Origin of the sequence: Bradyrhizobium sp. (assembly GCF_050014615.1) — a bacterium.
In the GTDB taxonomy this organism is placed as follows: Bacteria; Pseudomonadota; Alphaproteobacteria; order Rhizobiales; family Xanthobacteraceae; genus Bradyrhizobium.
Window position 1 is genome coordinate 15,339 of the sequence record NZ_JBEKCZ010000021.1, and the last position, 22,759, is coordinate 38,097.

Annotated in this window: 21 protein-coding genes; 12 read left to right on the forward strand and 9 right to left on the reverse strand. The window is 63.5% G+C overall.

All coding sequences use genetic code 11. The features are described 5' to 3' along the window. Positions 1–159 precede the first annotated feature (159 nt). Positions 160–2,127 (forward strand): methyl-accepting chemotaxis protein, encoded by a 1,968-nt coding sequence (locus tag ABR948_RS05650; RefSeq protein ID WP_428114474.1) that lies wholly within the window; start codon positions 160–162, stop codon positions 2,125–2,127. A 25-nt stretch (positions 2,128–2,152) separates the two neighbouring features. Here the strand turns inward: ABR948_RS05650 and ABR948_RS05655 are convergent, their stop codons facing one another. Further along, the gene (locus ABR948_RS05655; protein WP_428114503.1) at positions 2,153–2,926 is read right to left on the reverse strand and encodes an RDD family protein; all 774 of its coding nucleotides are present in this window, start codon (positions 2,924–2,926) and stop codon (positions 2,153–2,155) included. Between the two features lie 199 nt (positions 2,927–3,125). Here ABR948_RS05655 and ABR948_RS05660 point away from each other — a divergent pair, with 199 nt between their 5' ends. Beyond that, positions 3,126–3,605: a DUF1801 domain-containing protein gene (locus ABR948_RS05660; RefSeq protein WP_428114475.1), complete on the forward strand. Its 480-nt coding sequence runs from the start codon at positions 3,126–3,128 to the stop codon at positions 3,603–3,605. A gap of 13 nt (positions 3,606–3,618) precedes the next feature. On the opposite strand, the gene ABR948_RS05665 is transcribed toward ABR948_RS05660, so the two are convergent. Together ABR948_RS05665 and ABR948_RS05670 are read right to left on the reverse strand one after the other, a co-directional pair. Beyond that, positions 3,619–5,706: a putative bifunctional diguanylate cyclase/phosphodiesterase gene (locus ABR948_RS05665; protein ID WP_428114477.1), complete on the reverse strand. Its 2,088-nt coding sequence runs from the start codon at positions 5,704–5,706 to the stop codon at positions 3,619–3,621. 497 nt (positions 5,707–6,203) lie between these two features. Then, positions 6,204–6,650: a L,D-transpeptidase gene (locus tag ABR948_RS05670; protein ID WP_428114478.1), complete on the reverse strand. Its 447-nt coding sequence runs from the start codon at positions 6,648–6,650 to the stop codon at positions 6,204–6,206. 178 nt (positions 6,651–6,828) lie between these two features. Here ABR948_RS05670 and mepA point away from each other — a divergent pair, with 178 nt between their 5' ends. From mepA to modC, 6 genes are all read left to right on the forward strand, one after another. Continuing rightward, entirely contained in the window at positions 6,829–7,776 is a 948-nt protein-coding gene (gene mepA, locus ABR948_RS05675; protein WP_428114480.1) for a penicillin-insensitive murein endopeptidase, read from the forward strand. Between the two features lie 167 nt (positions 7,777–7,943). After that, on the forward strand, positions 7,944–8,153 hold the full coding sequence (locus ABR948_RS05680) for a TOBE domain-containing protein (protein WP_428114481.1): 210 nt from the start codon (positions 7,944–7,946) through the stop codon (positions 8,151–8,153). Position 8,154: 1 nt separating this feature from the next. Then, positions 8,155–8,661 (forward strand): hypothetical protein, encoded by a 507-nt coding sequence (locus tag ABR948_RS05685; protein WP_428114482.1) that lies wholly within the window; start codon positions 8,155–8,157, stop codon positions 8,659–8,661. Positions 8,662–8,843: 182 nt separating this feature from the next. Next, positions 8,844–9,659, forward strand: a complete 816-nt coding sequence (modA, locus tag ABR948_RS05690) for a molybdate ABC transporter substrate-binding protein (RefSeq protein WP_428114484.1) — start codon at positions 8,844–8,846, stop codon at positions 9,657–9,659. A 6-nt stretch (positions 9,660–9,665) separates the two neighbouring features. Beyond that, positions 9,666–10,361 (forward strand): molybdate ABC transporter permease subunit, encoded by a 696-nt coding sequence (modB, locus tag ABR948_RS05695; RefSeq protein ID WP_428114485.1) that lies wholly within the window; start codon positions 9,666–9,668, stop codon positions 10,359–10,361. Between the two features lie 2 nt (positions 10,362–10,363). Then, a complete protein-coding gene (modC, locus tag ABR948_RS05700; protein ID WP_428114486.1) occupies positions 10,364–11,044 on the forward strand; it encodes a molybdenum ABC transporter ATP-binding protein in 681 nt (226 codons plus the stop codon). Positions 11,045–11,054: 10 nt separating this feature from the next. Here modC and ABR948_RS05705 read toward each other — a convergent pair whose 3' ends face one another. From ABR948_RS05705 to ABR948_RS05720, 4 genes are all read right to left on the reverse strand, one after another. After that, complete coding sequence (locus tag ABR948_RS05705) at positions 11,055–14,243, reverse strand: adenylate/guanylate cyclase domain-containing protein (RefSeq protein WP_428114488.1); 3,189 nt, start codon at positions 14,241–14,243, stop codon at positions 11,055–11,057. Positions 14,244–14,333: 90 nt separating this feature from the next. Further along, entirely contained in the window at positions 14,334–15,488 is a 1,155-nt protein-coding gene (locus ABR948_RS05710; RefSeq protein ID WP_428114489.1) for a glycosyltransferase, read from the reverse strand. Beyond that, positions 15,436–16,083 (reverse strand): TetR/AcrR family transcriptional regulator, encoded by a 648-nt coding sequence (locus ABR948_RS05715; RefSeq protein ID WP_428114491.1) that lies wholly within the window; start codon positions 16,081–16,083, stop codon positions 15,436–15,438. The genes ABR948_RS05710 and ABR948_RS05715 overlap by 53 nt, the downstream gene beginning before the upstream one ends. Positions 16,084–16,207: 124 nt before the next feature. Beyond that, positions 16,208–18,001, reverse strand: coding sequence for a potassium/proton antiporter (locus tag ABR948_RS05720; RefSeq protein ID WP_428114492.1), 1,794 nt, complete (start codon positions 17,999–18,001; stop codon positions 16,208–16,210). 251 nt (positions 18,002–18,252) lie between these two features. Here ABR948_RS05720 and ABR948_RS05725 point away from each other — a divergent pair, with 251 nt between their 5' ends. Both ABR948_RS05725 and map read left to right on the forward strand, forming a co-directional pair. Next, entirely contained in the window at positions 18,253–19,563 is a 1,311-nt protein-coding gene (locus ABR948_RS05725) for a mechanosensitive ion channel family protein (RefSeq protein WP_428114494.1), read from the forward strand. 134 nt (positions 19,564–19,697) lie between these two features. Beyond that, on the forward strand, positions 19,698–20,519 hold the full coding sequence (map, locus tag ABR948_RS05730; protein WP_428114495.1) for a type I methionyl aminopeptidase: 822 nt from the start codon (positions 19,698–19,700) through the stop codon (positions 20,517–20,519). A 15-nt stretch (positions 20,520–20,534) separates the two neighbouring features. Here the strand turns inward: map and ABR948_RS05735 are convergent, their stop codons facing one another. Then, positions 20,535–20,972: a DUF6691 family protein gene (locus tag ABR948_RS05735; RefSeq protein ID WP_428114497.1), complete on the reverse strand. Its 438-nt coding sequence runs from the start codon at positions 20,970–20,972 to the stop codon at positions 20,535–20,537. Then, a complete protein-coding gene (locus tag ABR948_RS05740) occupies positions 20,972–21,583 on the reverse strand; it encodes a YeeE/YedE family protein (protein ID WP_490337836.1) in 612 nt (203 codons plus the stop codon). Before ABR948_RS05740 ends, ABR948_RS05735 begins: the two co-directional genes overlap by 1 nt. A gap of 68 nt (positions 21,584–21,651) precedes the next feature. Here ABR948_RS05740 and ABR948_RS05745 point away from each other — a divergent pair, with 68 nt between their 5' ends. Both ABR948_RS05745 and ABR948_RS05750 read left to right on the forward strand, forming a co-directional pair. Continuing rightward, positions 21,652–22,110, forward strand: coding sequence for an RrF2 family transcriptional regulator (locus tag ABR948_RS05745; protein ID WP_428114500.1), 459 nt, complete (start codon positions 21,652–21,654; stop codon positions 22,108–22,110). Positions 22,111–22,226: 116 nt separating this feature from the next. Beyond that, on the forward strand, positions 22,227–22,759 hold a 533-nt coding region (locus ABR948_RS05750), incomplete at its 3' end, for a JAB domain-containing protein (protein WP_428114501.1).

A 22,759-nucleotide genomic window follows, 5' to 3' on the forward strand; every position in this document is an offset into this window, starting at 1 on the left:
AGAACCGCCGGTATTTCGGCTATCAGCGGGCGGCCGAGCTGGCGCGCCCGCCAACACCGCCTGAGGGTTGTGCTCTCACGATCTTGCGACTGCACGGGCAATCAGTTGTTAAGCACTTTCTGGGACTTTGCGGTAACCGGTGCGGAGCCCAGATTTCCCATGTTCCAACTTCGATCGATCGCGGCCCGCCTGATCCTTGCCATCTCGCTGACCGTGGCGGCGGCCTGCGGCATCCTCGGAACATTTTCGATCATTCAGGAACGTTCCCTGATGCGGCTCGCGCTCGACCAGCAGCTCAAGCTGCAATATGACAGCGTGATCGCCGCCATCGACTATGAAGGCCGGGCGGCGCTGGCGGTCAGTGCCGTGATCGCGACGTTTCCTCCGGTGGCGGATGCGGTCGCCAAAGGCGACCGCGACGCGATGTCGGCGCTGCTTCTGGCGCCGATGGCGGCATTGAAGCCGCAGGGTATTCCGCTGATCAGCTTCCACGCGCCGCCGGCCATCGCCTTCTATCGGGCGCACGATCCCAAGACGTTCGGCGAGGACATCTCGGTGCGGCGCGCGACCGTGGTGGAGTCGAACAGGACCGGCAAGCCGATCGTCGGCGTCGAAGCCGGACGGGATTCACTGGGCATCTTCGCCATGACACCGATCATGCGTGACGGCAAAAGCATCGCCGTCGCCGACATCGGCGTTTCCTTTGGCAAGCAATTCGTCGACAGCGCCAAGCAGCGCTTCGGCATCGATCTGGCCGTGCACCGCTTCGACGGCAAGGCCTTCGTCAGGATCTCATCGACCATGGGCGACAGCTCTGATGTCACCCCGGACGAGCTCAAACGCGTATTCGATGGCGGCACCTTGCGTCGCGACGCCACGCTCAACGGCCATCCTGCCGCGCTCTATCTCGGACAAATCAAGAATTATGCCGGGCAACCGATCGCGGTGATCGAACTGGTCAAGGATACCACCGAATATGAGGCGGCGTCGGCGAGTTCGCAGCGTAATCTCATCATCGGCGCGTCCGCCATTCTTGCCGCAGCCGCCTTGCTCGCGTTTCTGCTTGGCCGCGGCATGTCGCGTCCGTTGACGGCGATCACCGATGTGATGAACCGGCTCTCGAGTGGCGATACCGATGTGACGATCCCCGGCGGCGATCGCAAGGACGAACTCGGCTCAATGGCGGGAGCGGTCGACGTGTTCCGCCGCAACATGATCGAGGCGCGCACGCTGCGCGACGCGCAGGAGGCCGCCAAACAAGAGGCCGAGCTGGAAAAGAAGGCACTGCAGCGTCAAATGGCCGATCGCTTCGAAGCCGACGTCAAAAGCGTGGTCGGTGCCGTCGCGCGGGCGACGGAGGATATGCAGCGCGTCGCCGCAAAAATCACCGAGAGCGTCAACGGCACGTCGGAGCAGGCCACAGCAGCGGCCGCCGCCTCCGAACAAGCATCGGCCAGTGTCAGCACGGTCGCCGCCGCCACCGAACAGCTGGCTTCTTCGGTCACCGAGATCGGCCGCCAGGTCACCCATTCCAGCGACGTCGCCGATGCCGCCGTGGCCAAGGCCGCGCAAACCACGGAAATGGTCGGAACTCTCGCGGCCGCCGGCGAGAAGATCGGCGATGTGCTTCGCCTGATCGGCGCGATCGCCAGCCAGACCAATTTGCTGGCGCTGAACGCAACCATTGAGGCGGCGCGCGCCGGCGATGCCGGCCGGGGCTTTGCCGTGGTCGCATCCGAAGTCAAGGAACTCGCCAGCCAGACCGCAAAGGCAACCGAGGAGATCGCCGGGCAGGTCGCCGCCATCCAGACCTCCACCGGCGATTGCGTCACCGCGATCGGCAGCATCGGCGACACCATCCGGGAGATCAGCGGGATCGCCACCACCATCGCCGCGGCGGTCGAGGAACAGGGTTCGGCGACACGCGAGATTGCGCGAAGCGTGCAACAGGTCGCCGCCGGCACCAGCGAGGTCGCGGTCAACGTGGCCGGCGCCAGCCATGCCGCCGGCCAGTCGCGCGCGCTGGCCGATACCGTCCTTGTCGCCTCCAGCGAACTCAACCAGCACGCCACCACGCTGTTCGCCAGCGTCGATACTTTCCTGGCCAGCCTGCGTGACGCCGCCTAGGCGTCGGCATGGCTGGGACGCCTCGCTAGGATGTGCCGCGCGCTCCGATAAGTCTGCCTCGCCACCCGAGCGTAATACAGGCTGCGCCCGCGGCAAGCAGCGCCAGGCCAAGGTTGAGGCTCAGAATTCTGTCGCTGGCCGAGCAGACATTGCGGTCGATACAGCCGTCGGTGATAAGGCCTGCCGCGATGATGCCCCGGGTGATGAGAAGATAAACGATCGCCGTCAGCAGCAGGTAGCCGCAAATCACAGCGAGGCGGCGACGCGGCGACGGCATGTCAGTCGCGGCAAGTTCGGTGCGCTCGATCATGTATTGACTGCTCAACGCCTTTGCCGGATCGCGGATTTGCACGGTGGAACCTGTCAGCAGGTCGTGTACCGCCTGGTTGCGGCTCGTGACTGCCAAAATCACGAACGAATACAGGCCGAGCACCCCCTTGATAACGGCGCGTGCACACGCCTTCGGGAAGCTGATATTGCCGCCATCGTCCTCGTCGACGACGCGCAGATTGTTGAAATAATGCCCGAGCGTGCCGCCGATCCGGGACACCAGAATCGGCTCATACAGCAACAGCGCAACGATCACCAGAACTCCGAGCGCACGCGAAAAATTGTCGCTTCCCACGGAGGTTGCAAGCAGCACCGCGCCGTATATCACGATCAGGGCGATGATCCAGTCGAACAGCATCGCGCGAAGCCGGCGCGAGAACCGCGCATAGCGCGGTGCGGGCATTGCGGACATATCAGCGTCAGACCCCATGCGGGATACCCGGTTACAACGCTGTTTGCAGCTTACCATAAGACGGCAGTAGCGGCCCAGAGGCTCACCAAGTCGTGAACCGGGGCGCGATCTGCGTTGCGAAAACCGTGGCGGCACGCAAGCGAACCGCAACGAAGTCGGGCGCGCGCAGGAAATAACCTGCGGGAAAATCCGCTTCCACCTGTTGGTGCGGTGTTCTAGGCTGACCAGCGCCCCCGGCAGAGTGTGCGACAGCGCGATGAAGACCACGACAGGGAAGAACGCTGGAAGCAACGTTGCCAAGCGGCCGCGCGCGGATTTTTCAAACCCCGCGGTCGATGCGGTTTTCGAGGCCTATCCAAAGCCGCTCAGAGCCAGATTGCTGGCGCTGCGTCGCCTGATCTTCGACACCGCAAGGACCACCAAAGGCGTCGGCGCGTTGCAGGAAACCCTGAAATGGGGCCAGCCGAGCTATCTCACGGCGCAGACCAAAAGCGGCAGCACGATCCGGATCGACCAGGTGAAATCCGCCGCCAACCAATACGCGCTGTATTTCCACTGCCAGACCGACCTGGTCGAGACCTTTCGCGAGCTGTACCCCAGCGAATTGAGCTATGGCGGCAACCGGAGCATCCTCTTGAACGCGCAGGACGAGATTCCGCAGGCGGCGCTGCGCCACTGCGTGGCGCTGGCGCTGACCTATCATCTCAACAAACGCAAACCCGCGCGTATGAAATAAAGAATGACGATCGTCAGGCGACGAGCGCGGCGCTTTTGCCCATGTCCGCGGTGATACCCGACTGCGCCGCCTTCAGCAGCCCGACGACCTCGGCGTTGGGCCGCGCCTTGCTGAACAGGAAGCCCTGTCCCTCGTGGCAGCCCTCGGCGCGCAGCCAGCTCAGCTCGGCTTCGGTCTCGACACCCTCGGCGGTGATGGTGACGCCCAGTCCGATACCGAGGCTGATGATCGAACGCACGATCGCCTGCGCGTCGCGATTGGCGGCAAGGTCGCGCACGAACGACTGGTCGATCTTGATCTTGTCGAAGGGAAAGCTTCGCAGATAACTCAGGCTGGAATAGCCGGTGCCGAAATCATCCATCGAAATGCGCACGCCGAGCGCCCGCAGCGCATGCAGGGTCGCCAGCACCTGGCTGCTCTTTTCCAAGAGCAAGGTCTCGGTGATTTCCAGCTCCAGCCGCCTGGCGGGCAGGCCGGATTGCTTCAGCGCGTCCATCACGATCGACAGCAGATTGCCGGTGCGAAACTGCAATGGCGACAGGTTGACCGCGACGCGAACATCTTCCGGCCAGAGTGCCGCATCGGCACAGGCACGGCGCAGCATCAGGCCGCCGAGCCCGTTGATCAGACCGGTTTCTTCGGCGACGGGGATGAATTCCGCCGGCGAAATCATGCCGCGTTCGGGATCCGGCCAGCGCACCAGCGCCTCGAAACCGGTGACGCGTCCGGTCGAAAGGTCGATCAGCGGCTGGTAATAGGGCCGCAGCACATCGTTCTGGATGGCATCGCGCAGATCGGATTCGATCTTGCGGCGGCTTTGGGCACGCGCGTCCATTCCGGCTTCGAAAAAGCTGAAGGTGCCGCGTGAATCGTTCTTGGCGCGCGACAGCGCCATATCGGCATTCTTGAGCAGCTTTTCGGATTCGTCGCCGTCGCCGGGCGCCATCGCGATGCCGATGCTGGCGCCGATCACGATGGAATGGCCATCAAACAGATAGGGATCGCCGATCGCCTCCAGCAGCCTTCTGGCGAGCAATACCGCATCTTCCGGGCGCGTCAGTCCGCTCTGGACGATCGCGAATTCGTCGGAGTTGAGACGGGCCAGCGTATCTACCTCGCGCAGCGTCGACCGCAGGCGCTTGGCAACCGCACGCAAGAGCTTGTCGCCGATGCCGTGGCCAAGCGTGTCGTTGACCGCCTTGAAATTGTCGAGGCCAAGCACCAGCACCGCAGCCTTGTCCGAACTGCGCCGTGTGTGCTGCAGAATCTCGTCCATGTTCTGACGCAGCAGATTGCGGTTCGGCAGGCCGGTCAAGCCGTCGTGCTGGGCCATAAAGGCAAGCCGCGCTTCAGCGCGCTTGCGCTCGGTGATGTCCATCAACGCCAGCAGCACCGCGGGCTGGTCGCCGTAAAGCAGGTGACGCGAATAGATCGCCAGATCGATCAGCGTACCGTCGGCACGCACATGCTTCCAGGTCCGCGCCGCCTGTTCGTCGCTGCTGCGCTCGCCGGCCCATGGCGGTTCGGATTCGAAAGCCTGGACGCTGCGGATGGTGAGCTTCTCGAATTCGGCGCGGCTATAGCCGTAATGCTCGACTGCGGCGCCATTGACGCCGAGGATGCGTTCGTCGTCCAGGGCGCAGACAATCATCGGAATGGGGTTGCTGTCGAACAGCAGCCGGAACGAGGCCTCGCGCTGCTTCAGCTCGGTGATGTCGACGCGCAGGCCGATGATGCCGCCGTCCTCGGTCAGCCGTTCTTCGATCAGAATGCAGCGGCCGTCGGCCAGGACCTGCTCATGGCGCTCGCCGGGCTGATAAAGCCTGGTGAGCCGTTCGGCGATCCATTGCTCTTCGCGGCCGATCGCTTCGGGATAGTCGCCGCGCGCGACACCGATGCGGATGGTGTCCTGCAGCCGCGCGCCGGGCTGGAACAGGTCCGAACTGCGGCTGTAGATCTCGGAATATTTCTTGTTCCAGAGAATATAGCGTCCATCGGCATCGAGAAACACGATGCCCTGCGGCAGGATGTCGATGGCCTCCCGCAACCGTTCGTGAGACTTTCGGGCTTCCGCGATCGCCGCCTCGGCTTCCGCACGCATGCGCGCGATTTCGCCGGTCTCGGCTGCAACAGGCCGGTTGCGATCCGGGCGTTTCGGACTACGCTTCGCCGGCCGCCCACCGCGCGCACCCGCTGCAGCCCCGTTTTTTTTGGTCTTCTTCGCCGGAACTCTCGGCATTGGCGCCCCACACTCGCATTCTGCAGGTACCGTTCTCCGATAAGTGTCTGAAAAAATGGTATCACTTGCCGCCGCCGCGTTCGATCGCCGGCCGGACCGATCAGGAATTTTCGGCGTTCCGCTGCCTGTTTATGAGGCGAATCCGCAAAAAAATAACGGAAAGATAGTCGGCTTGGATCGCGCGGCGCCTTGCGCATAGAAATTTGTCTACGCCCTGTTCACCCGCCCCGGCATTGCATTCGCATTGCGCGAAATTTCGTCAATGATTTATAGGGTTATCGAACCGTAAAGACCGCGGTCTGCCAGTCCCCGGAAGCCACAATTGGCAGCACAGACGCTGCGACAGAGAACGCGAGGGGCTAGTTCGATATCTCGATCCGCGTATTTCGCGGCCCCTGTTGCTGGACCAATGCGAACAGCGCCGCCGCATGCGACGGATGCAACCTGACACAGCCATGCGATGCGGGGCCGCCGAGACGCGCCAGGTCGTTGGTGCCGTGAATGGCAAAGCCGTAATAGAAGAAGATCGCGTGCGGCATCGGCGCGTTGTAATATTTCCGCGAGAAATAGTGCCGTGCCATCGATTGCGGATGGAATGTGCCGCTCGGCGTGCCATAGCCGTCGCGACCGGTCGAAACCGGCCAACTGTATCGCATCGTTCCATCGACGCTCACCGCCATGCGCTGGGATGATTTGTCGATCTGGACCACGACATCCGCGCGGGCCGGCGCCAGCGCCAATCCGAACAGGACCACAACGGCCGCAAAAGCTCGCCTGGCGAGCCGCCCGCCTGTCAGCCATTCCATGATGATGCCCCTGCCGTCCCTTTATAGCGACATGATGCTTTTTCAGCCGCGCGTTGTAAAGATCGGGACACCACAGGCCGACCGCATGCGAGAACGCCGCAGATCAAGCGATTGCGATGGGCGCCTCATTCCGATGGCACAATTCCGTGCTAGGCTTTCCGTGATATAGAGTGCGCCAATGAATCTCCGTCCGATTCTCACCCTCCTCTTGGCATCCGCCGCCATTGTCAGCGCCACCATCGCGCTGGCGCAGGACAAAGGCAGCGTCGATCCGAAACCGCTGCCGCCGCTGGCCAATCCCAACGATCCCAAACTGGGTGCCAAGGAATTGTTCGGCCGCAAGATCCTCCCCGCGGCGATGCCGACGCGCGTGGTCGGCTTCTATGCCCACGGCTGCATCGCGGGCGCGCAAGCTCTGCCGATCAATGGCGAGACCTGGCAGGTGATGCGGCTGTCGCGCAATCGCAACTGGGCGCATCCCGACATGGTCGCGCTGCTGGAGCGGTTATCGGCCAAGGTGCATAAGGATGCCGGCTGGCCGGGGATTTTGGTCGGCGACATGTCGCAGCCGCGCGGCGGTCCGATGTTCACCGGACACGCCAGCCATCAAGTGGGCCTCGACGCCGATATCTGGCTGACGCCGATGCCGAACCGGCAATTGTCGCGCAACGAGCGCGAGGAGATGTCCGCTGTTATGATGGTGCGTCCCGACCGGCTCGACATCGATCCGGCCGTGTGGACGCCGAACCATCTCACGGTGATCCGTGACGCCGCGCAGGAGCCGAGCGTGCAGCGCATCTTCGTCAACGCCGCGATCAAGAAAGCGCTGTGCCGGGAAGCCAAGGGCGACCGCAGCTGGCTCTCCAAGATACGGCCGATGTACGGCCATGATTATCATTTCCATGTCCGCATCAAATGCCCCGCCGGCGCCACCGAATGCGAGAACCAACCGCCTCCCTCGGAAGAAGAAGGCTGCAACGCCTCGGATCTCGCCTACTGGTTCCAGGATTCAATTATTCATCCCAAACCGGAGCCGGAGCCGTCGACGCCGCCACACGCAATGACAATGGCGGCTTTGCCGGCCGCCTGCCGCCAGGTTCTGGCCGCCCCGGATGCCAAGCCATAGCGGGCCAGGACGGCGTTTCATTTCGCCTGAAAATACGCTAACGTTCGGGCTCGCCGCGCCGTAAGCGCTGGCAAGGCTCCGAATCAGGGCTACTGATTCTATTATCCTCCCGATTTGCCGATGCAGGCCGTCGTCACGTACGGGAAGAACACTATGAAGGATTCACCATGCGCATCAGTGCACGCAATCAGATCAAGGGCACCGTCGTCGAAGTGAAGAAGGGCGCGACCACGTCACATGTCCGCGTCGATATCGGCAACGGCCAGATCATCACCTCCTCGATCACCAACGAGGCGGTCGATGAATTGGGCATCAAGGCCAAGGGCCATGTCACCGTGGTGGTGAAGGCCTCCGACGTCATGATTGGGGTGGACTAACATGCGCGCACCGCTTCTCATTGCTTTTGTATTGCTCGGAGCGGTGCCCGCTTGGTCGGCGGAAGAACCGAGCGGCTGCGACAAGTTCAAATGGAACATCGATCACGAGCGCGCGGCACTCACCGCGCCGGATCGCATGAAGCTGGTCTCGGGCGGCGAACTCACGGCATTGCCGTCCACCGGAATGACGCTGGATTTGAGCCCGCCAGCCGAGGCCAAGCTGCCCACCCCGCCGGAGCGCGCCCCGAAGGAAGGTACCTTCGCCGGCTTTACCAGCTTCAAGAATCCGCCCAAGGCCGGCATCTATACCGTGAGCCTGTCGGCCGGCGCCTGGGTCGATGTGGTGCAGGACGGACACCCCCTGAAGCCAAAGGCGTTCAGCGGCGCGACCGATTGCGATGGCATCCGCAAGACCATGAAATACGAGATTTCGGCAAGCCCGTTCGTCCTGCAGGTCAGCGGCACCAAAGAGAATTCGATATCGATCGCGATCCTGCCGTCCGAATAGACCCGCGCCTCTCCCGTCTGCAGGCTTTACCCGGACCGTCGGCCTGCTATTGTTTTCAGGCGATATCCCCGGATTGACCGTAAGTCGCCGGGACCAGCGGAACGGCGCTTCTGCCTGTCGCCCAGTTCACAATGCCCGACTTGCGCGCGGATAGCGCCGCGAGCCGGCGCGGAGCGCTTTCAATGCATCGTCTTTATCCGAGCCGTCTTGCGGGACTTGTCGCAGCTTTCAAGATTCTGGCCTTCGCGATCCTGTGTGGATCGGCCTTGTCGCCTGCTTTGGCGCAGGACAAGAGCCTGACCGTGTTTGCCGCGGCTTCCATGAAGAACGCGCTCGACGATGTCGATGCCGCCTATACCGCAAAGACGGGCGTCAAGATCGTCGCGAGCTATGCCGCCAGCTCAGCACTCGCAAAGCAGATCGAACAGGGGGCGCCGGCGGATATTTTCGTGTCCGCCGATACCGACTGGATGGATTATGCCACGAGCAAAAAAGCCATCGATGAGCCGACGCGGGTCAACCTGCTCGGCAACAGCATCGTCCTGATCGCGCCGAAGGATTCAGGTATCGACCATGTCACCATCGGTCAGGGCTTCGATCTTTCGAAACTGGCCGGCACCGGCAAGATCGCCACCGGCGATGTCAACGCGGTGCCGGTCGGCAAATACGCCAAGGCAGCACTGGAAAAGCTTGGCGCATGGGAGGCCGCAGCGCCGAAATTCGCGATGGCCGAGAGCGTGCGCGCGGCGCTGACACTGGTGGCGCGCCAGGAAGCGCCGCTCGGGATCGTCTATTCCACCGACGCCAAGGTCGAGCCTGGCGTGAAGATCGTCGGCACTTTTCCGGCGGATTCGCATCCGCCGATCATCTATCCGGTGGCCGCGACCACGACCGCAAAGACGGAAGCCGCCTCCTATCTCGCCTTCCTGCGCTCCCAGGCGGCCAAGGCCATTTTCGAGAAATACGGGTTCTCGTTTCTCGTCAGTCCAACGACGTAAGATCGCGTGTTCGACATCTCGCCAACGGAATGGACTGCGATCCAGCTTTCGCTGCGGGTCGCCACGGTTGCGACGCTGGTGGCGACGCCGCTGGGGATCGCTGTGGCCTGGCTGCTGGCGCGGCGCGAATTCTGGGGCAAGTCGGTCGCCGACGCGGTCATTCATCTGCCGCTGGTGCTGCCGCCGGTCGTCACCGGTTATCTGCTGCTGCTGACCTTCGGCAGGCGCGGCCTGGTCGGCGCCTGGCTCGCCGACCATCTCGGGATCGTGTTCGCATTTCGCTGGACCGGCGCCGCGCTGGCCTGCGGCATCATGTCGTTTCCGTTGCTGGTGCGGCCGATCCGGCTGTCGATCGAGGCCGTGGATCAAAGGCTGGAGCAGGCGGCAGGAACATTGGGGGCAACGCCGTGGCGGGTATTCCTGACCGTCACGCTGCCGCTGGCGCTGCCGGGCGTGGTCGGCGGGATGGTGCTCGGTTTCGCCAAGGCGATCGGCGAATTCGGCGCCACGATTACGTTTGTTTCGAATATTCCCGGCGAGACCCAGACCATTTCGTCGGCGATCTATTCGCTGATCCAGACGCCTGACGGCGATACCGCGGCGCTGCGGCTGGTGGTGGTTTCGATCCTGATCGCGATGGCGGCGCTGATTGCTTCGGAGTGGTTCGCGCGCCGCGCCACCCAACGCCTGCATGGGAACTGATCATGCTGCAGGTCGACGTCTCAAAACAGCTCGGCGAATTTTCGATTGAGGCGTCCTTTGCCAGTGAAGGTCGCGTCACCGGACTGTTCGGCGCCTCGGGCGCCGGCAAGACCTCGCTGATCAACATCATCGCCGGATTGCTGCGGCCCGATCGCGGCATCATCACCCTTGACGGCGATACGCTGGACGATAGCGCCGCGCATACCCATATCCCGGTGCATCGCCGCCGGATCGGCTATGTATTCCAGGATGCGCGGCTGTTTCCGCATCTCGATGTGCGGCAAAATCTCGACTACGGGCGGCGCATGAACCACCTGGCCGAGGATCCCGCCGCGCGCAAGCGCGTCATCGATCTCCTGGATATCGGCAACCTGATGGATCGCCGTCCCGGCCGCCTGTCCGGCGGCGAGCGCCATCGCGTGGCGCTCGGACGCGCGCTGCTATCGCAGCCGCGATTACTGCTGCTGGACGAGCCGCTGGGGTCGCTGGACGAGGGGCGCAAGGAGGAGATCCTGCCCTATCTCGTGCGCCTGCGCGACGAGGCCGGCATCCCGATGGTCTATGTCAGCCACGACGCCACCGAAATGCGCCAGCTCGCAACCCAGGTCGTGATGCTGCGGCGTGGCCGCGTGGCGGCGTTCGGCGGAACCGAAGTATTGCCGACGGCGCTTTCTCCAGCTTGATATTTACTATTTATCCAGCGAGATCGGAAAGCGACGCCTCGGCGCGGCGCTCGAAGATGACCGCGCCCTGGCGCGTGGCGATGTCGCGGGCGGTTGCGAAAGCCGAGCGCGCCTGATCCTTGTTGTCACGGCTGAGCGCCAGCAGACACGCGCCGCGCAGGCGATAGATTTCCGGCAGATAAAACCCGACGCCGGGTTCGTCGATCCCCGCAATGGCGCGATCGAGATGGGCCAGACCGTCCGCCGGCCGGCCGGCGGACAGCAGGACTTCGGCGGCGAGGCCGAGATAATATTGGGGGAGCGGGCCGACGGCGGTGGCGTTGCCGATTTCGGCATCGATCCGCCGCACCGCGTCCGCGACGCCTGAACCGACCCCATTAGCCCAGCAGGTCACCACGAGGCTGCTCGCGCGCCACGGCGACAGACCGAATTTTTCCGCCAGTCCCAGCGCACGATGCGCCGCCGTGAATGCGGCGTCGCGATCGCCTCTCAATTGGTGACCGATGCTGCCATTGTGCAGCGAATGCGCGAGGCTGTTGGGATGATCCAGCCTTTCTGCGAGGGCCAGGGATTGCGCGAGGCTTTGTGTGGCCTTTTGCCCGTCGCCCGACAGCTGAAAGGTGATGCCGCATTGCGAGTGCGCGCAAACGCCGGGATCGTGACCGCCGAACTGGTGACCGAGATGGCGGTGGCGGTCGATATCATAGAGTTCGAAACCGTTGCGGCAGCCCTCCAGCGCGTCCAGGACATCGCCGCGAAAAAACGCCGTCGACCACTGGCAATGATACGCTTCGAGCAACTGCTCGTCATCGCCCGAGCGCTGCGCAAGCGTCACAAGTTCACTGGCGCGGTCGCGCGCCAGTGCGGTCTTGCGCCTGAGATTGGCGTTGATCCACAGCCCCCATTTGGCTTGAAATAACCTGGTGCTGTCACCCAGTTGCTCGCCGATTTCGTTGGCCCTTGTGTAGGCTTCCTCCACTTCCACGCTCTGCAGGCCACGCCAGACGATCAACGCCGAACCCAGCTTGAGCTGGAAATCCAGCAGACGGCGCATCCCATCTTGCGTTGGCAGTGCTTCGGCCAGTTTAAGTCCCGCCGAGAAATGCGCGATCGCCTCCGGATAGGCCGAACGGTTCATGGCCTGGTCACCGGCGCGCATGCGATAATCGCAGGCCGGGGCCGGCAAACCGGCCTCACCGAAATGATAGGCCAGCAGGTCCGGTTCGCTCGCGGCGATTTCGACGAAATGTTTCTCAAGCGCATGGGCGATGCGTTCGTGCCATTCGCGCCGGCGCGCCAGCAGCAGGCTCTCATAGGCGACGTCACGTACCAGCGCATGCTTGAAGCTGAAGCTGCGTTCCTGGCCGCGCTCCTCGGGAAAGACAATTCCCGCCGCCACCAGCTTCGCCAGCGTCGCCTCAAGTTCGGTGGCGCCCTTGAAGGCTCCCTTGGAGGCAACCGCATCGAGCAGCGCAAAACTGAACTGCCGGCCGATGACGGCGGCGATCTGGGCCACTTCGCGCGCCTGGCCGAGGCGGTCGAGGCGGGCCATCAGCGAATCCTTCAGCGTCGCCGGCACCGCGCTGTCCTCGCCCGCCGATTCCATCACGCTCTTGGTCAGTTCCTCGACGAACAGCGGAACGCCATCGGTCTTGGCGACGATGGTGGCGACCGTTTCCACCGACAGGCCGTGCGCGGCGGCGACACCGGCGACCAGTTGCGCGCATTCCTGACGGCCGAGACGGCCGAGCGTCACAAGCGTCGCCTGGGGCCGCGCTTGCCAGGGCGGGGCGAAATCCGGCCGCGCCGTCACCAGGGCCAGCGATCGCGCCCGGCCGATGCTGTCGGTCAGCCGCATCATCATTTCGAGCGTGGTGGCATCGATCCAATGCGCGTCTTCCAGAACGATCAGCACCGGATCGTTGTCGCCCAGACGCAGAAACTCGTCGACGATGAGAGCCAGGGTCGACGCCTTGCGTTGCGCCGGCGTCTGCGGCGACGGTTCCGCCACTGTCAGGGGGATCGACAAAAGTTCAGCCAATAGCGGAATCGCGGTCGGGTCTGAGGCCGCCCGCTGCGCGAACAGGGCGCTGAGTTTCTCGATCCGGACGCCTGGCGTATCGGCGACGGTGAAGTGCGCGGCGCGACCGAGATACTGGATCACAGGATAAAGCGCGCTGTCGCTGTGATGCGGTGAACATTGCAGATTGATGCGTGCATGCGGCTCGCCGGCCAGCGCTTCCTGCAGCGCCTCGATCGAACGCGATTTTCCAATTCCGGCTTCGCCGATCACCGTCACGATCTGGCCCTCGCCTTGCCGCGCCAGATGCCAGCGTTCGAGCATCAACCCCATTTCGTGGGCGCGGCCGATCTGCGGCAGACTCCCACCGGCACGGATCGCCGAAAAACGACTTTCGACCGACGCTTCACATCGCACCCGCCAGGCCGGCACCGGGCGGGCGAAGCCTTTCAATTGGTGTCCCCCGGTGTGTTCGAGCTCAAACATGCCGCGCAACAGGTTCTGCGTGGTCTCGCTGACGAGGATGGTGTCCGGCCCGGCCAGCGCCTGCAGCCGCGCCGCGAGATTGGGCGTTTCACCAACGATGGTCCGCTCCTGCGCGATACCGGTTCCGATGATTTCGCCGACCACGACAAGGCCGGTGGCGATGCCGATCCGTGCCTGCACCCGCGACTGGTCCGGCAACTCGATATCGCCGACTTCCGCCAGGATGCCGAGCGCCGCCCGAACGGCGCGTTCCGCCGCATCTTCATACGCGCGCGGAAAGCCGAAATAGGCCAGAACGCCGTCGCCCATGAACTTGGCGACGAAGCCGCCATATCGTCCGATCGCGCCGGCGGCGGCGTCCTGGTAGCGCCGGATCAAACCCCCGAGCAGTTCGGGATCTACCTTGGCCGACAGCGCCGTGGAGCCGACCATATCGGCGAATAACACCGTGACCTGACGACGCTCGGCATCGCCCGAACCGGTGTAGTCAGCCGGTTTCGATTGAGCAACCTCGGCGCCACGTTCAGCGATCGCCTTCAGCAGCCGGCGCCGGTTCCCCAGCGACAGGCCGAGCTGTTCGAGATCGCGTTCGCTCAGTTCCGGCAGGATATCGAGGTCGATGTCGTTCGCCTCGAACGCGTCGGCATATTGCTCGAACCCGTTGCTGCGCAACCAGTCGCGAAGTTCGCTCATGCCATCGGTTCCCAACCATACTCGCACTATCCAGATTGGTACATTTGCGCAAATCCTCGCAGCCGGCAAATTGGCGCGAATCGCTGCTTGCTAAGCCAGGCGACGCGCTTCAGCCGGTCTTAGCAGGGCTTCGATGGCGCTTGCAGCATTCGAAGCGCCATTGACACCAGCCAGGGCGTTTGCGCGGGTCTCGGCGTTCCGTCGGTAGAACGGTTCGGACAAGACCTCTTGTGCTGCCGATTTCATCGCCGCGGTATCGGCATCTCCGGGCAGCGCGCGACCAACTTTCCATTCCTGGACGGCGGCAGCGACGAACGGCTGGTCTCCCGCAAGACCAGGAATGATCACCATGGGAACCCCATTTCGCAGCGCGCGCATCGCCGTACCATGGCCGCCATGCGTCACGACCAACGCGGCCCGTTTCATGATCGGATCGTGAGCCGCGTAATTCAGAACGACGGCATTTGCCGGAGCCACCAGTTCATCCGGGCCAACAATTCCACCGGTTGTCGCGACAACATGAACCGGGAGCTCGCTGAGGGCATCGAGCGCGCGCTGCAGCTTGTCTACCATGCGTTGTTCGAAACCGGTGCTGAAACTTACCAGAACGAGCGGCGTCCGGTCGCTTGCGGCCCAGGGCAACTCCGCAGCAACCGCCACTCTCTCGTCCTCGAGCACAGGACCGACGTGCCGCACCATCTCCCAGCCGGGAACGGGCTCCGTGTCGAACTCCGCAAGCGTCGTTACGATGATCCTATCCCGCGTTCGCCAGAGATCGTCGAGCGCAGGTAGACCCTCGAACCCCGCCTGCTGACGCATCTTGTCCAGCCTGGCAATCATGCCACGCCACATCTCCAGTTGCCGAAAAATGAAGGTGTGGCAGACCATCGCGGACGGGCAGCCAAACCCTGGCGCTTCCGAGAGCGCGGCTGGAAACATCGCATCAATCAGGATGAGATCAGCTCGCTCCGATGCGACCACCGACCGAACCTGAGCGACCACTGCAGGGGAGGTCAGATAGCAGGACATCCGGGTCAGGAAAGTACCCTGCGGATAGAGATCCACCTGGGTATACGCCTGCGTCAATTCGATCGCGCGGAAGCCGGCTTCCTCGACCCGCGGAACCATCTCCGGGCGCCCCGCGAAGGCAACTGCGTGTCCCCGCTCTGTCAAGACTCGGGCAATACCCAGGCTAGGAGGCAGGTTGCCGCCGCCCGACCAGTTGAGCCAAAGGATCTTTGCCATCCGCTACCTCCGCATTTGAAGCGCCATTGATCAATCGACGCATAATCGCCTCTGCGGCAGGTCGACCGAGGGCTTGGTCACGGCGCAGCAGTTTCCAAACGTAGACATCGGTTGCCACGTCGAGGATGTTCAAGAGCTGCGCACGCCCGCCACCGTTCTGCAACTTGAGCAGCGGGGCAAAGACCGACTTCACCCAGTCGCGATGATTTTCGCGACCCTGCTGCAAAATGGGTTGGAGGGACGGACGGCGGCGCTCGTCGTTGAGATACTGGATGACGAGGTCACCCATGGTTTCGTAGACATCGAAGATGGCTGTCACCGCGGCGGCCACATCGCCCGGCGGCGTCGGCTTCAGTGACATTCCGCGGGCCGCCAGCTCACCCAGAGCCGCATAGATCAGCTGGTCCTTGCTGCCGAAGACGCGCAATACAGTTTGCACGGTGGTTTCCGATAGCGCGGCGACCTCATCAAGGGTGAAGTCCTCTATCGAGCGTCCGGTATAAAGCTCCATGGCGGCCGTTAATATTCGTGCCCTGGTCGCTTCGGCCTTTGCCGCGCGTGCCGTCATGACATAAGGCCGCTTGATCCTCTTCATATTAATTATACTAACGCCAATATAATTTGGAGTCAATGATACTAACATGAAATTTTTCGAGGCGTCTCGCCGATAGCCGGGCGGACATTTTCAGAAGTGACGGCGCCCCGCCCTGCGCACCGGCCTAGATTCCCGCAACCGACGACCACATCTTCGACAGCCCGGCCTTGAGTGCCGCCATTCGCGTCAACGGGACTGTTTCCTCCTGCTCTTCGGGCAGCCGAAGGCCGACCACATTGACCCTTCCGCCACTGAGGCTGCGCGCCACCAGATCGATGGTATCGAGCGTCAGCGTTGCGCCTTCCTTGGGCGCATGATCGAGATGAATATCGAAATAATCGGACAGCGTCAGCCTGGTCTGGTCTTCACCCACCGCCACGCCATAGATCTCGGCCAATTCGCCCAGCGTGTGCTCGCCGGACACCATGAAGTCGCCGAGCAGATGCGGATCGGGCGCCGAACTCGGCAGCATGTCGACAAAGAACCGGTCCAGCGCTTCGGCTTTCTCCGGCGGCGCCAGCAGGTAGATATAATCGCCGGCGAGGATGGGATCGGCCTCGGCGGGCGAGAGAATACGCTGGTCGCGGATCACCAGCGTCGGCTTCGACCAGGACGGAACGAGGCCGCGCCGGAAATACAGGCTTTTTGGCCGGACCGAATAGCCGACCAGTTGCTGCTCAAGCTGGCCCGGCAGATCAAGTTCGACCCGCCGCGGCGCGCGATCCGCCCGCGGCAACGCCACATGGAGCCGCCGGGCGGCGGCGGCCAGCGTCCAGCCCTGCAGCAACAGCGAGATGATGACGACGACAAAGGCGACGTCGAAATAGAGATACGCTTTCGACAGGCCTACCAGCATCGGGATCGACGCCAGGAAGATCGCGACCGCGCCGCGCAGGCCGGTCCAGGCGATGAAGGTTTTCTCCCGCCAGTTGAACCGAAACGGCGCCAGGCAAAGAAACACCGCCAGCGGCCGCGCCACCAGCATCAGCACCAGCGCCACCAGCACGGCCGGGATAATGCTGACCACGAGCCGCTGCGGCGATACCAGCAGGCCGAGCATGACGAACATCACGATCTGCGCCAGCCAGGTCGCGGCGTCAAGAAACGTCACCACCGAATTATGCGCGCGGGTCGGCCGGTTGCCGACGATGATGCCGGCCAGATAGACCGAGAGAAATCCCGAGGCATGCCCGATCTGCGCCGCGCCAAAAATCACCAGCGCCGCGGTGGTGACAAAGGGCGCGTGCAGGCCCTGCGGCAGCGCCACCCGGTTCAGCGCCAGTACCACCAGACGGCCGCCGATGAAGCCGACGATGCTGCCGAGCACGGCTTCGCGGCCAAGTTCCAGCGCCACATGGAGGGCCGAGCTTTGGCCGACCGAAATCAGCTCGACCAGCATCAGCGTGAGAAACACCGCGAACGGATCGTTGGTGCCGGATTCCGCTTCCAGCGTCGCGCCGACGCGGGGGCGCAACCGCAGGCCCTGTGCATGCACCAGCAGAAACACCGCCGCGGCATCGGTGGACGCGACCACGGCGCCCACCAGCAACGCTTCGGTCCAGTTCAGGTCGAGCGCATATTTGGCGACCGGCGCGGTGATCAGCGCCGTCAGCAGCACGCCGGCCGTCGCCAGCACCATCGAGGGCGCCAGCACCGCGCGGATGGCCTGAAACCGGGTGCGCAGGCCGCCATCGAACAGGATCAGCGCCAGTGCCACCGATCCCACCAGATAGGTGGTGCGCACATCGTCGAACCGCACATGTCCGGGGCCGGCATCGCCGGCCAGCATGCCGATCAGCAGAAACACCAGCAGCAACGGCGCGCCGAAGCGCAGCGCAAGCAGGCTCGACAGAATGCCGGCCATCACCAGAACCGCGCCGAGAAGAATAGCTATGCTGACCGAGTCGAGAGAAGCCATGAAGCTCCGCAAGTAGTTGCGGTGATCTGTGCACGGATCCTTGCACAAATCCTTGCAATTGCATCCTTATCGTCGCCACAGTTGGACGCCAACCCATTTTCTATTGCCAGCGACAATGTGGCTGATTTACCGGCTGAACTCACCTCAAAGACCGGGCGTATCGATGGCCTTGGCGCCGCGGTTATGAGAATCTGCCGGCGTATCGAATCAAAGCTTGCCCTGATGATTCGTCCTGAGATGAGATTTTGACGATGGACATGTCTGACGTCACCGATTTCCTGCACGCCACGGCACGTTCGGTCGGTGCCGAGGTCACATCGACCTGGTTCTATTTCCAGCTTGGGCTGATCCTGGCCGCCACCGGCATAGCCTTCGCCAGCGGCGCGGCGATTCGCTCGCGGATCGATATGACGTCGCTGGCGATGGGCTGGCCGGCGCCGCTGCGGCTGCTGGTGCGGGTACTGGCCGGCAACGCGCCGACGGCGGTGTTCGCGGTGCAGATGATCCTGGCGCGCGTGGTGATGCGGGTGTCGACCTGGCCCAGCCGCAGCTATCTGCTAGCGGTCGGCGCCAAGCTGGCCCTCGCCTGGCTGATCATCCGCGTTGTGACATCGGTCATTCGCAACCCGTTTATCGTCCGCCTGGTGTCGCTGTCGGCCTGGCTGGTGGCAGCCTTGAGCATCATCGGCCAGCTCGATCCGACCATCGATGCGCTCGACTCGGTCGCGATCGTGCTGGGAGGATTGCGGCTGACGCCGTTGCTGCTGATCAAGCTCGGCGTGCTGCTGGTGGTGGCGCTGTGGCTGTCCAACATCGCCAGCAATTTCGCGGAAAGCCGGATCACGCGCTCGAGCGACCTGACTCCATCGATCCAGGTGCTGCTGGTCAAGATGATCCGGCTGGCGCTGATGATATTCGCCGTCGCGATGGTGATGGGCGCGGTCGGCATCAACCTCTCGGCGCTGGCGATCTTTTCCGGGGCGGCCGGTGTCGGCATCGGCTTCGGCTTGCAGAAGATCGTCGCCAATTTCATCAGCGGCATCATTCTGCTGGCGGACAAGTCGGTGAAGCCCGGCGATCTCGTCACCATCGGCGACAGTTCGGGCCGCATCAGCGCGATGAAAACCCGCTATATTTCAGTCGCCGCCGGCGACGGCCGCGAATTCCTGATTCCGAACGAGGATCTGGTGACGCAGAAGGTCACCAACTGGACCTACACCGACAAGAACACGCTGGTGAAGGTCAATTTCGGCACCAATTACGAGGCCGATCCGCGACTGGTCTGCAGACTGGCGATCGAGATCGCCGCGGCGGCGCCGCGCGCTTTGAAGGACAAGCCGCCGAACTGCATCCTGGTCGAATTCACCGAGGCCGGGATGCGGTTTTCCCTGACCTTCTGGATTTCCGATCCCGACGGCATGGATAATGTGAAGAGCGACGTGATGCTGTCGCTGTGGGAGACGTTCAAACGCGAGGGGATCCGGGTGCCCTATCCGGTGCGCGAAATCCGCATCCGCGGCGGCGCGCTGCCGGTCGAAACCACGGTGGAGGTTTCAAACTGACGGCGGATTGGTTTCGCCGCCGGCCTACCCCCGGCCATCCCTGCGGTTCCGGCGTCCCAGGCTTGGCTTGCACTCACAGCGCCAATCATTAAATTAGGCCCTCAAATCACCCTTTCCCGCAAAGATACGTCCCCATGAGCTACATCGAAGCCTCCGATACCTCCTTGCGCAAAACCGGGCAGATCAAGCTGCACGGGCCCGGCGGATTCGCAGGCATGCGCAAGGCCGGCGCGCTGGTGGCCAAATGCCTTGATGAGCTCACCGACATCGTGAAGCCGGGCGTGCCGACCTCTGACATCGACGACTTCGTCCGCGACTTCGCCTTCCGGCACGGCGCCTATCCCGCCACCCTGATGTATCGCGGCTACCGCTATTCGACCTGCACCTCGATCAACCACGTGGTCTGCCACGGCATGCCGGGGGACCGGGTGTTGAAGGACGGCGACATCGTCAATGTCGACGTGACCTTCATCGTCGAAGGCTGGTATGGCGATTCCAGCCGGATGTATGCGATCGGCCCGATCGCCCGCAAGGCCGAGCGGCTGATCGAGGTCACCTATGAAGCCATGATGCGCGGCATCGCCGCGGTGAAGCCCGGCGCCACCACCGGCGATATCGGCCATGCGATCCAGAGTTTCGTCGAGCCGCAGGGCATGAGCGTGGTGCGCGATTTCTGCGGACATGGGCTCGGCCGCATGTTCCACGACGAGCCGAACATCATCCATGTCGGCCGGCCCGGCGAAGGCGTGGTGCTGAAGCCCGGCATGTTCTTCACCATCGAGCCGATGATCAATCTCGGCAAGCCGCATGTGAAGATCCTGTCCGACGGCTGGACCGCGGTGACGCGGGACCGCTCGCTGTCGGCGCAGTTCGAACATTCGGTCGGCGTCACCGCCAACGGCGTCGAAATCTTCACGCTGTCGCAACGCCACGCCGAGAAGGCGCCTGCCGTCTAAACCAATCGCGTTGCCCTACGCCGACTGAGGCTGGGACCCGCGGATCCTGCGCAACGCATCTTGCGCCCGTGCGCCGATCGCCATCGCGACAACGAAGCCGAACACCTTGGGCGACAGCCCCGCCAGGTTGGCCAGCGCGGGACCGGGGCAGAGGCCGACCAGTCCCCAGCCGATGCCGAACAGCACGGCACCGCCGATCAGCGACCGGTCGATGGTGCGGCGGCTGGGCCAGTCGAGCGTCACGCCAAGGATCGAGGTGTCGCGGCCGCGCAGAAGAGCGAACCCCGGCGCCACCACCACGAGCGCGCCGGCCATCACGATCGCGAGCGTGGGGTCCCAATGTCCGAACACGTCGAAAAAGCCCAGCACCTTGCTGGGCTGCGTCATACCGGAAATCACCAGCCCGAGGCCGAACACCAGGCCGGAGCCCAGCGCGGCAATGATCATTGCCATCACTGGCCTCCCAGCACATGACGCGACACCGCCACGACAACAGCGGCGGTGACCATGAAGGTGGCGGTCGCGGCCAGCGATCGCGGCGACAGGCGCGCGATGCCGCAGACACCGTGTCCCGAGGTACAGCCGCTGCCGAGCCGGGTACCGAATCCGACCAATAGGCCGCCGGCAATGACAACGGCCCACGCCGGCATGTCCGGCGCCGGCACCGCCCGTCCGGTTACCGCGACCACGAGTGGCGCGGCAATGAGCCCGACGATGAAGGCGATGCGCCAGCCCCTGCCGGTCTGGTGTGGCTCCAATGCGTCGGCAAAGATGCCGCTGATGCCGGCGATACGGCCGCTCAACAGCATCAGCAACAGCGCGCCTGCTCCGATCAGCAAGCCGCCCAACGCCGCGGAAACGGGGTCAAAGGATGTCATGTCGATTGTCCTTATGTCGGGGCGCGCTCGGGATATTAAGGCGGATTTCGCCGCCGGGACAATGTTGCCGGACTGAAAAAGCTTGCGCGTTTGCGCCGTCAGGTGGTGGCCATCCATCGTGCGCGCAGGCCCCGCGAGAGCCAACGCTTCGGACTGGATATAAATTTTAAAATCGATCATATACATAGATTAAATGCCCCTCGAGGCACGACCCGCGAGGTCCTGCTTTTTCACGTCCGGAATCCAATCCCGATATGCTCACCGCCAAAGGCAAATATGGTCTCAAGGCGGTGGCGCATCTGGCGGGGCTGAAACCGGAGGCGATGGCGCAGGCCGCTGATATTTCCGAGACCAACAACATCCCGAAGAAATTTCTCGACGCCATCCTCGGCGAATTGCGCAACGCCGGCGTGGTTTACAGCCGCAAGGGTCCCGGTGGGGGCTACCGGCTGGCGCGGCCGGCGGCCGAGATCAAACTCGGCCAGGTGGTCCGCGCGCTCGATGGCCCGATCGCTCCGATCGCCTGCGCGCGACGAACCTCCTACCAGCCCTGCCATGATTGCGACGACGTCAAACGCTGCAAGGTGCGCCTCGCGATGACCAAGGTGCGCGATGCGATGTCCGATGTCCTCGACTTGACCACGGTCGCCGACATGCTGCTGCTCGGCGATGCGAAGAAGACGAAGGCGAGGCGCGCGACGGCAGTTCGGTAGGCTGTTGCCAGCCGTTCGTCCTGCCGAGGTCGCTCGCTGGCGACCCCGCGCCGAAAAGCCGCCTACGCCGACACTTCCCGGTTGCAAAACCTGACCGGCGCGGCATGGTTGAGCCGATGCCCGCCAAGACCAGCGATACCCCGGATCAATCCCCCGAAACGCCGCATTATCACGGCCATCGGATGCGGCTGCGCGACCGCTTTCGCGGCGCCGGCGCCGACGCCCTGAGCGACTATGAATTACTCGAGATGGTGCTGTTTCGCGCGCTGCCGCGCGGCGACGTCAAGCCGCTGGCCAAATCCCTGATCAGGAAATTCGGTTCGTTCGCGGAAGTCATCCACGCCCCGGCGACGCGGCTGCGCGAGGTTGACGGCGTCGGCGAAGCGACGATCACCGAATTCAAGCTGATCGCCGCGGCAGCAAGCCGGATCGCCAAGGGCCAGTTGCAGGCGCGCACCCTGCTGTCGTCCTGGAATGACGTGATCGACTATTGCCGCACCAGCATGGCGTTCGCCGACAGGGAGCAGTTTCGCATCCTGTTTCTCGACAAGCGCAACCAGCTGATATCGGACGAGGTGCAGCAGACCGGCACCGTGGACCACACCCCGGTCTATCCGCGCGAGGTGATCAAGCGGGCGCTGGAATTATC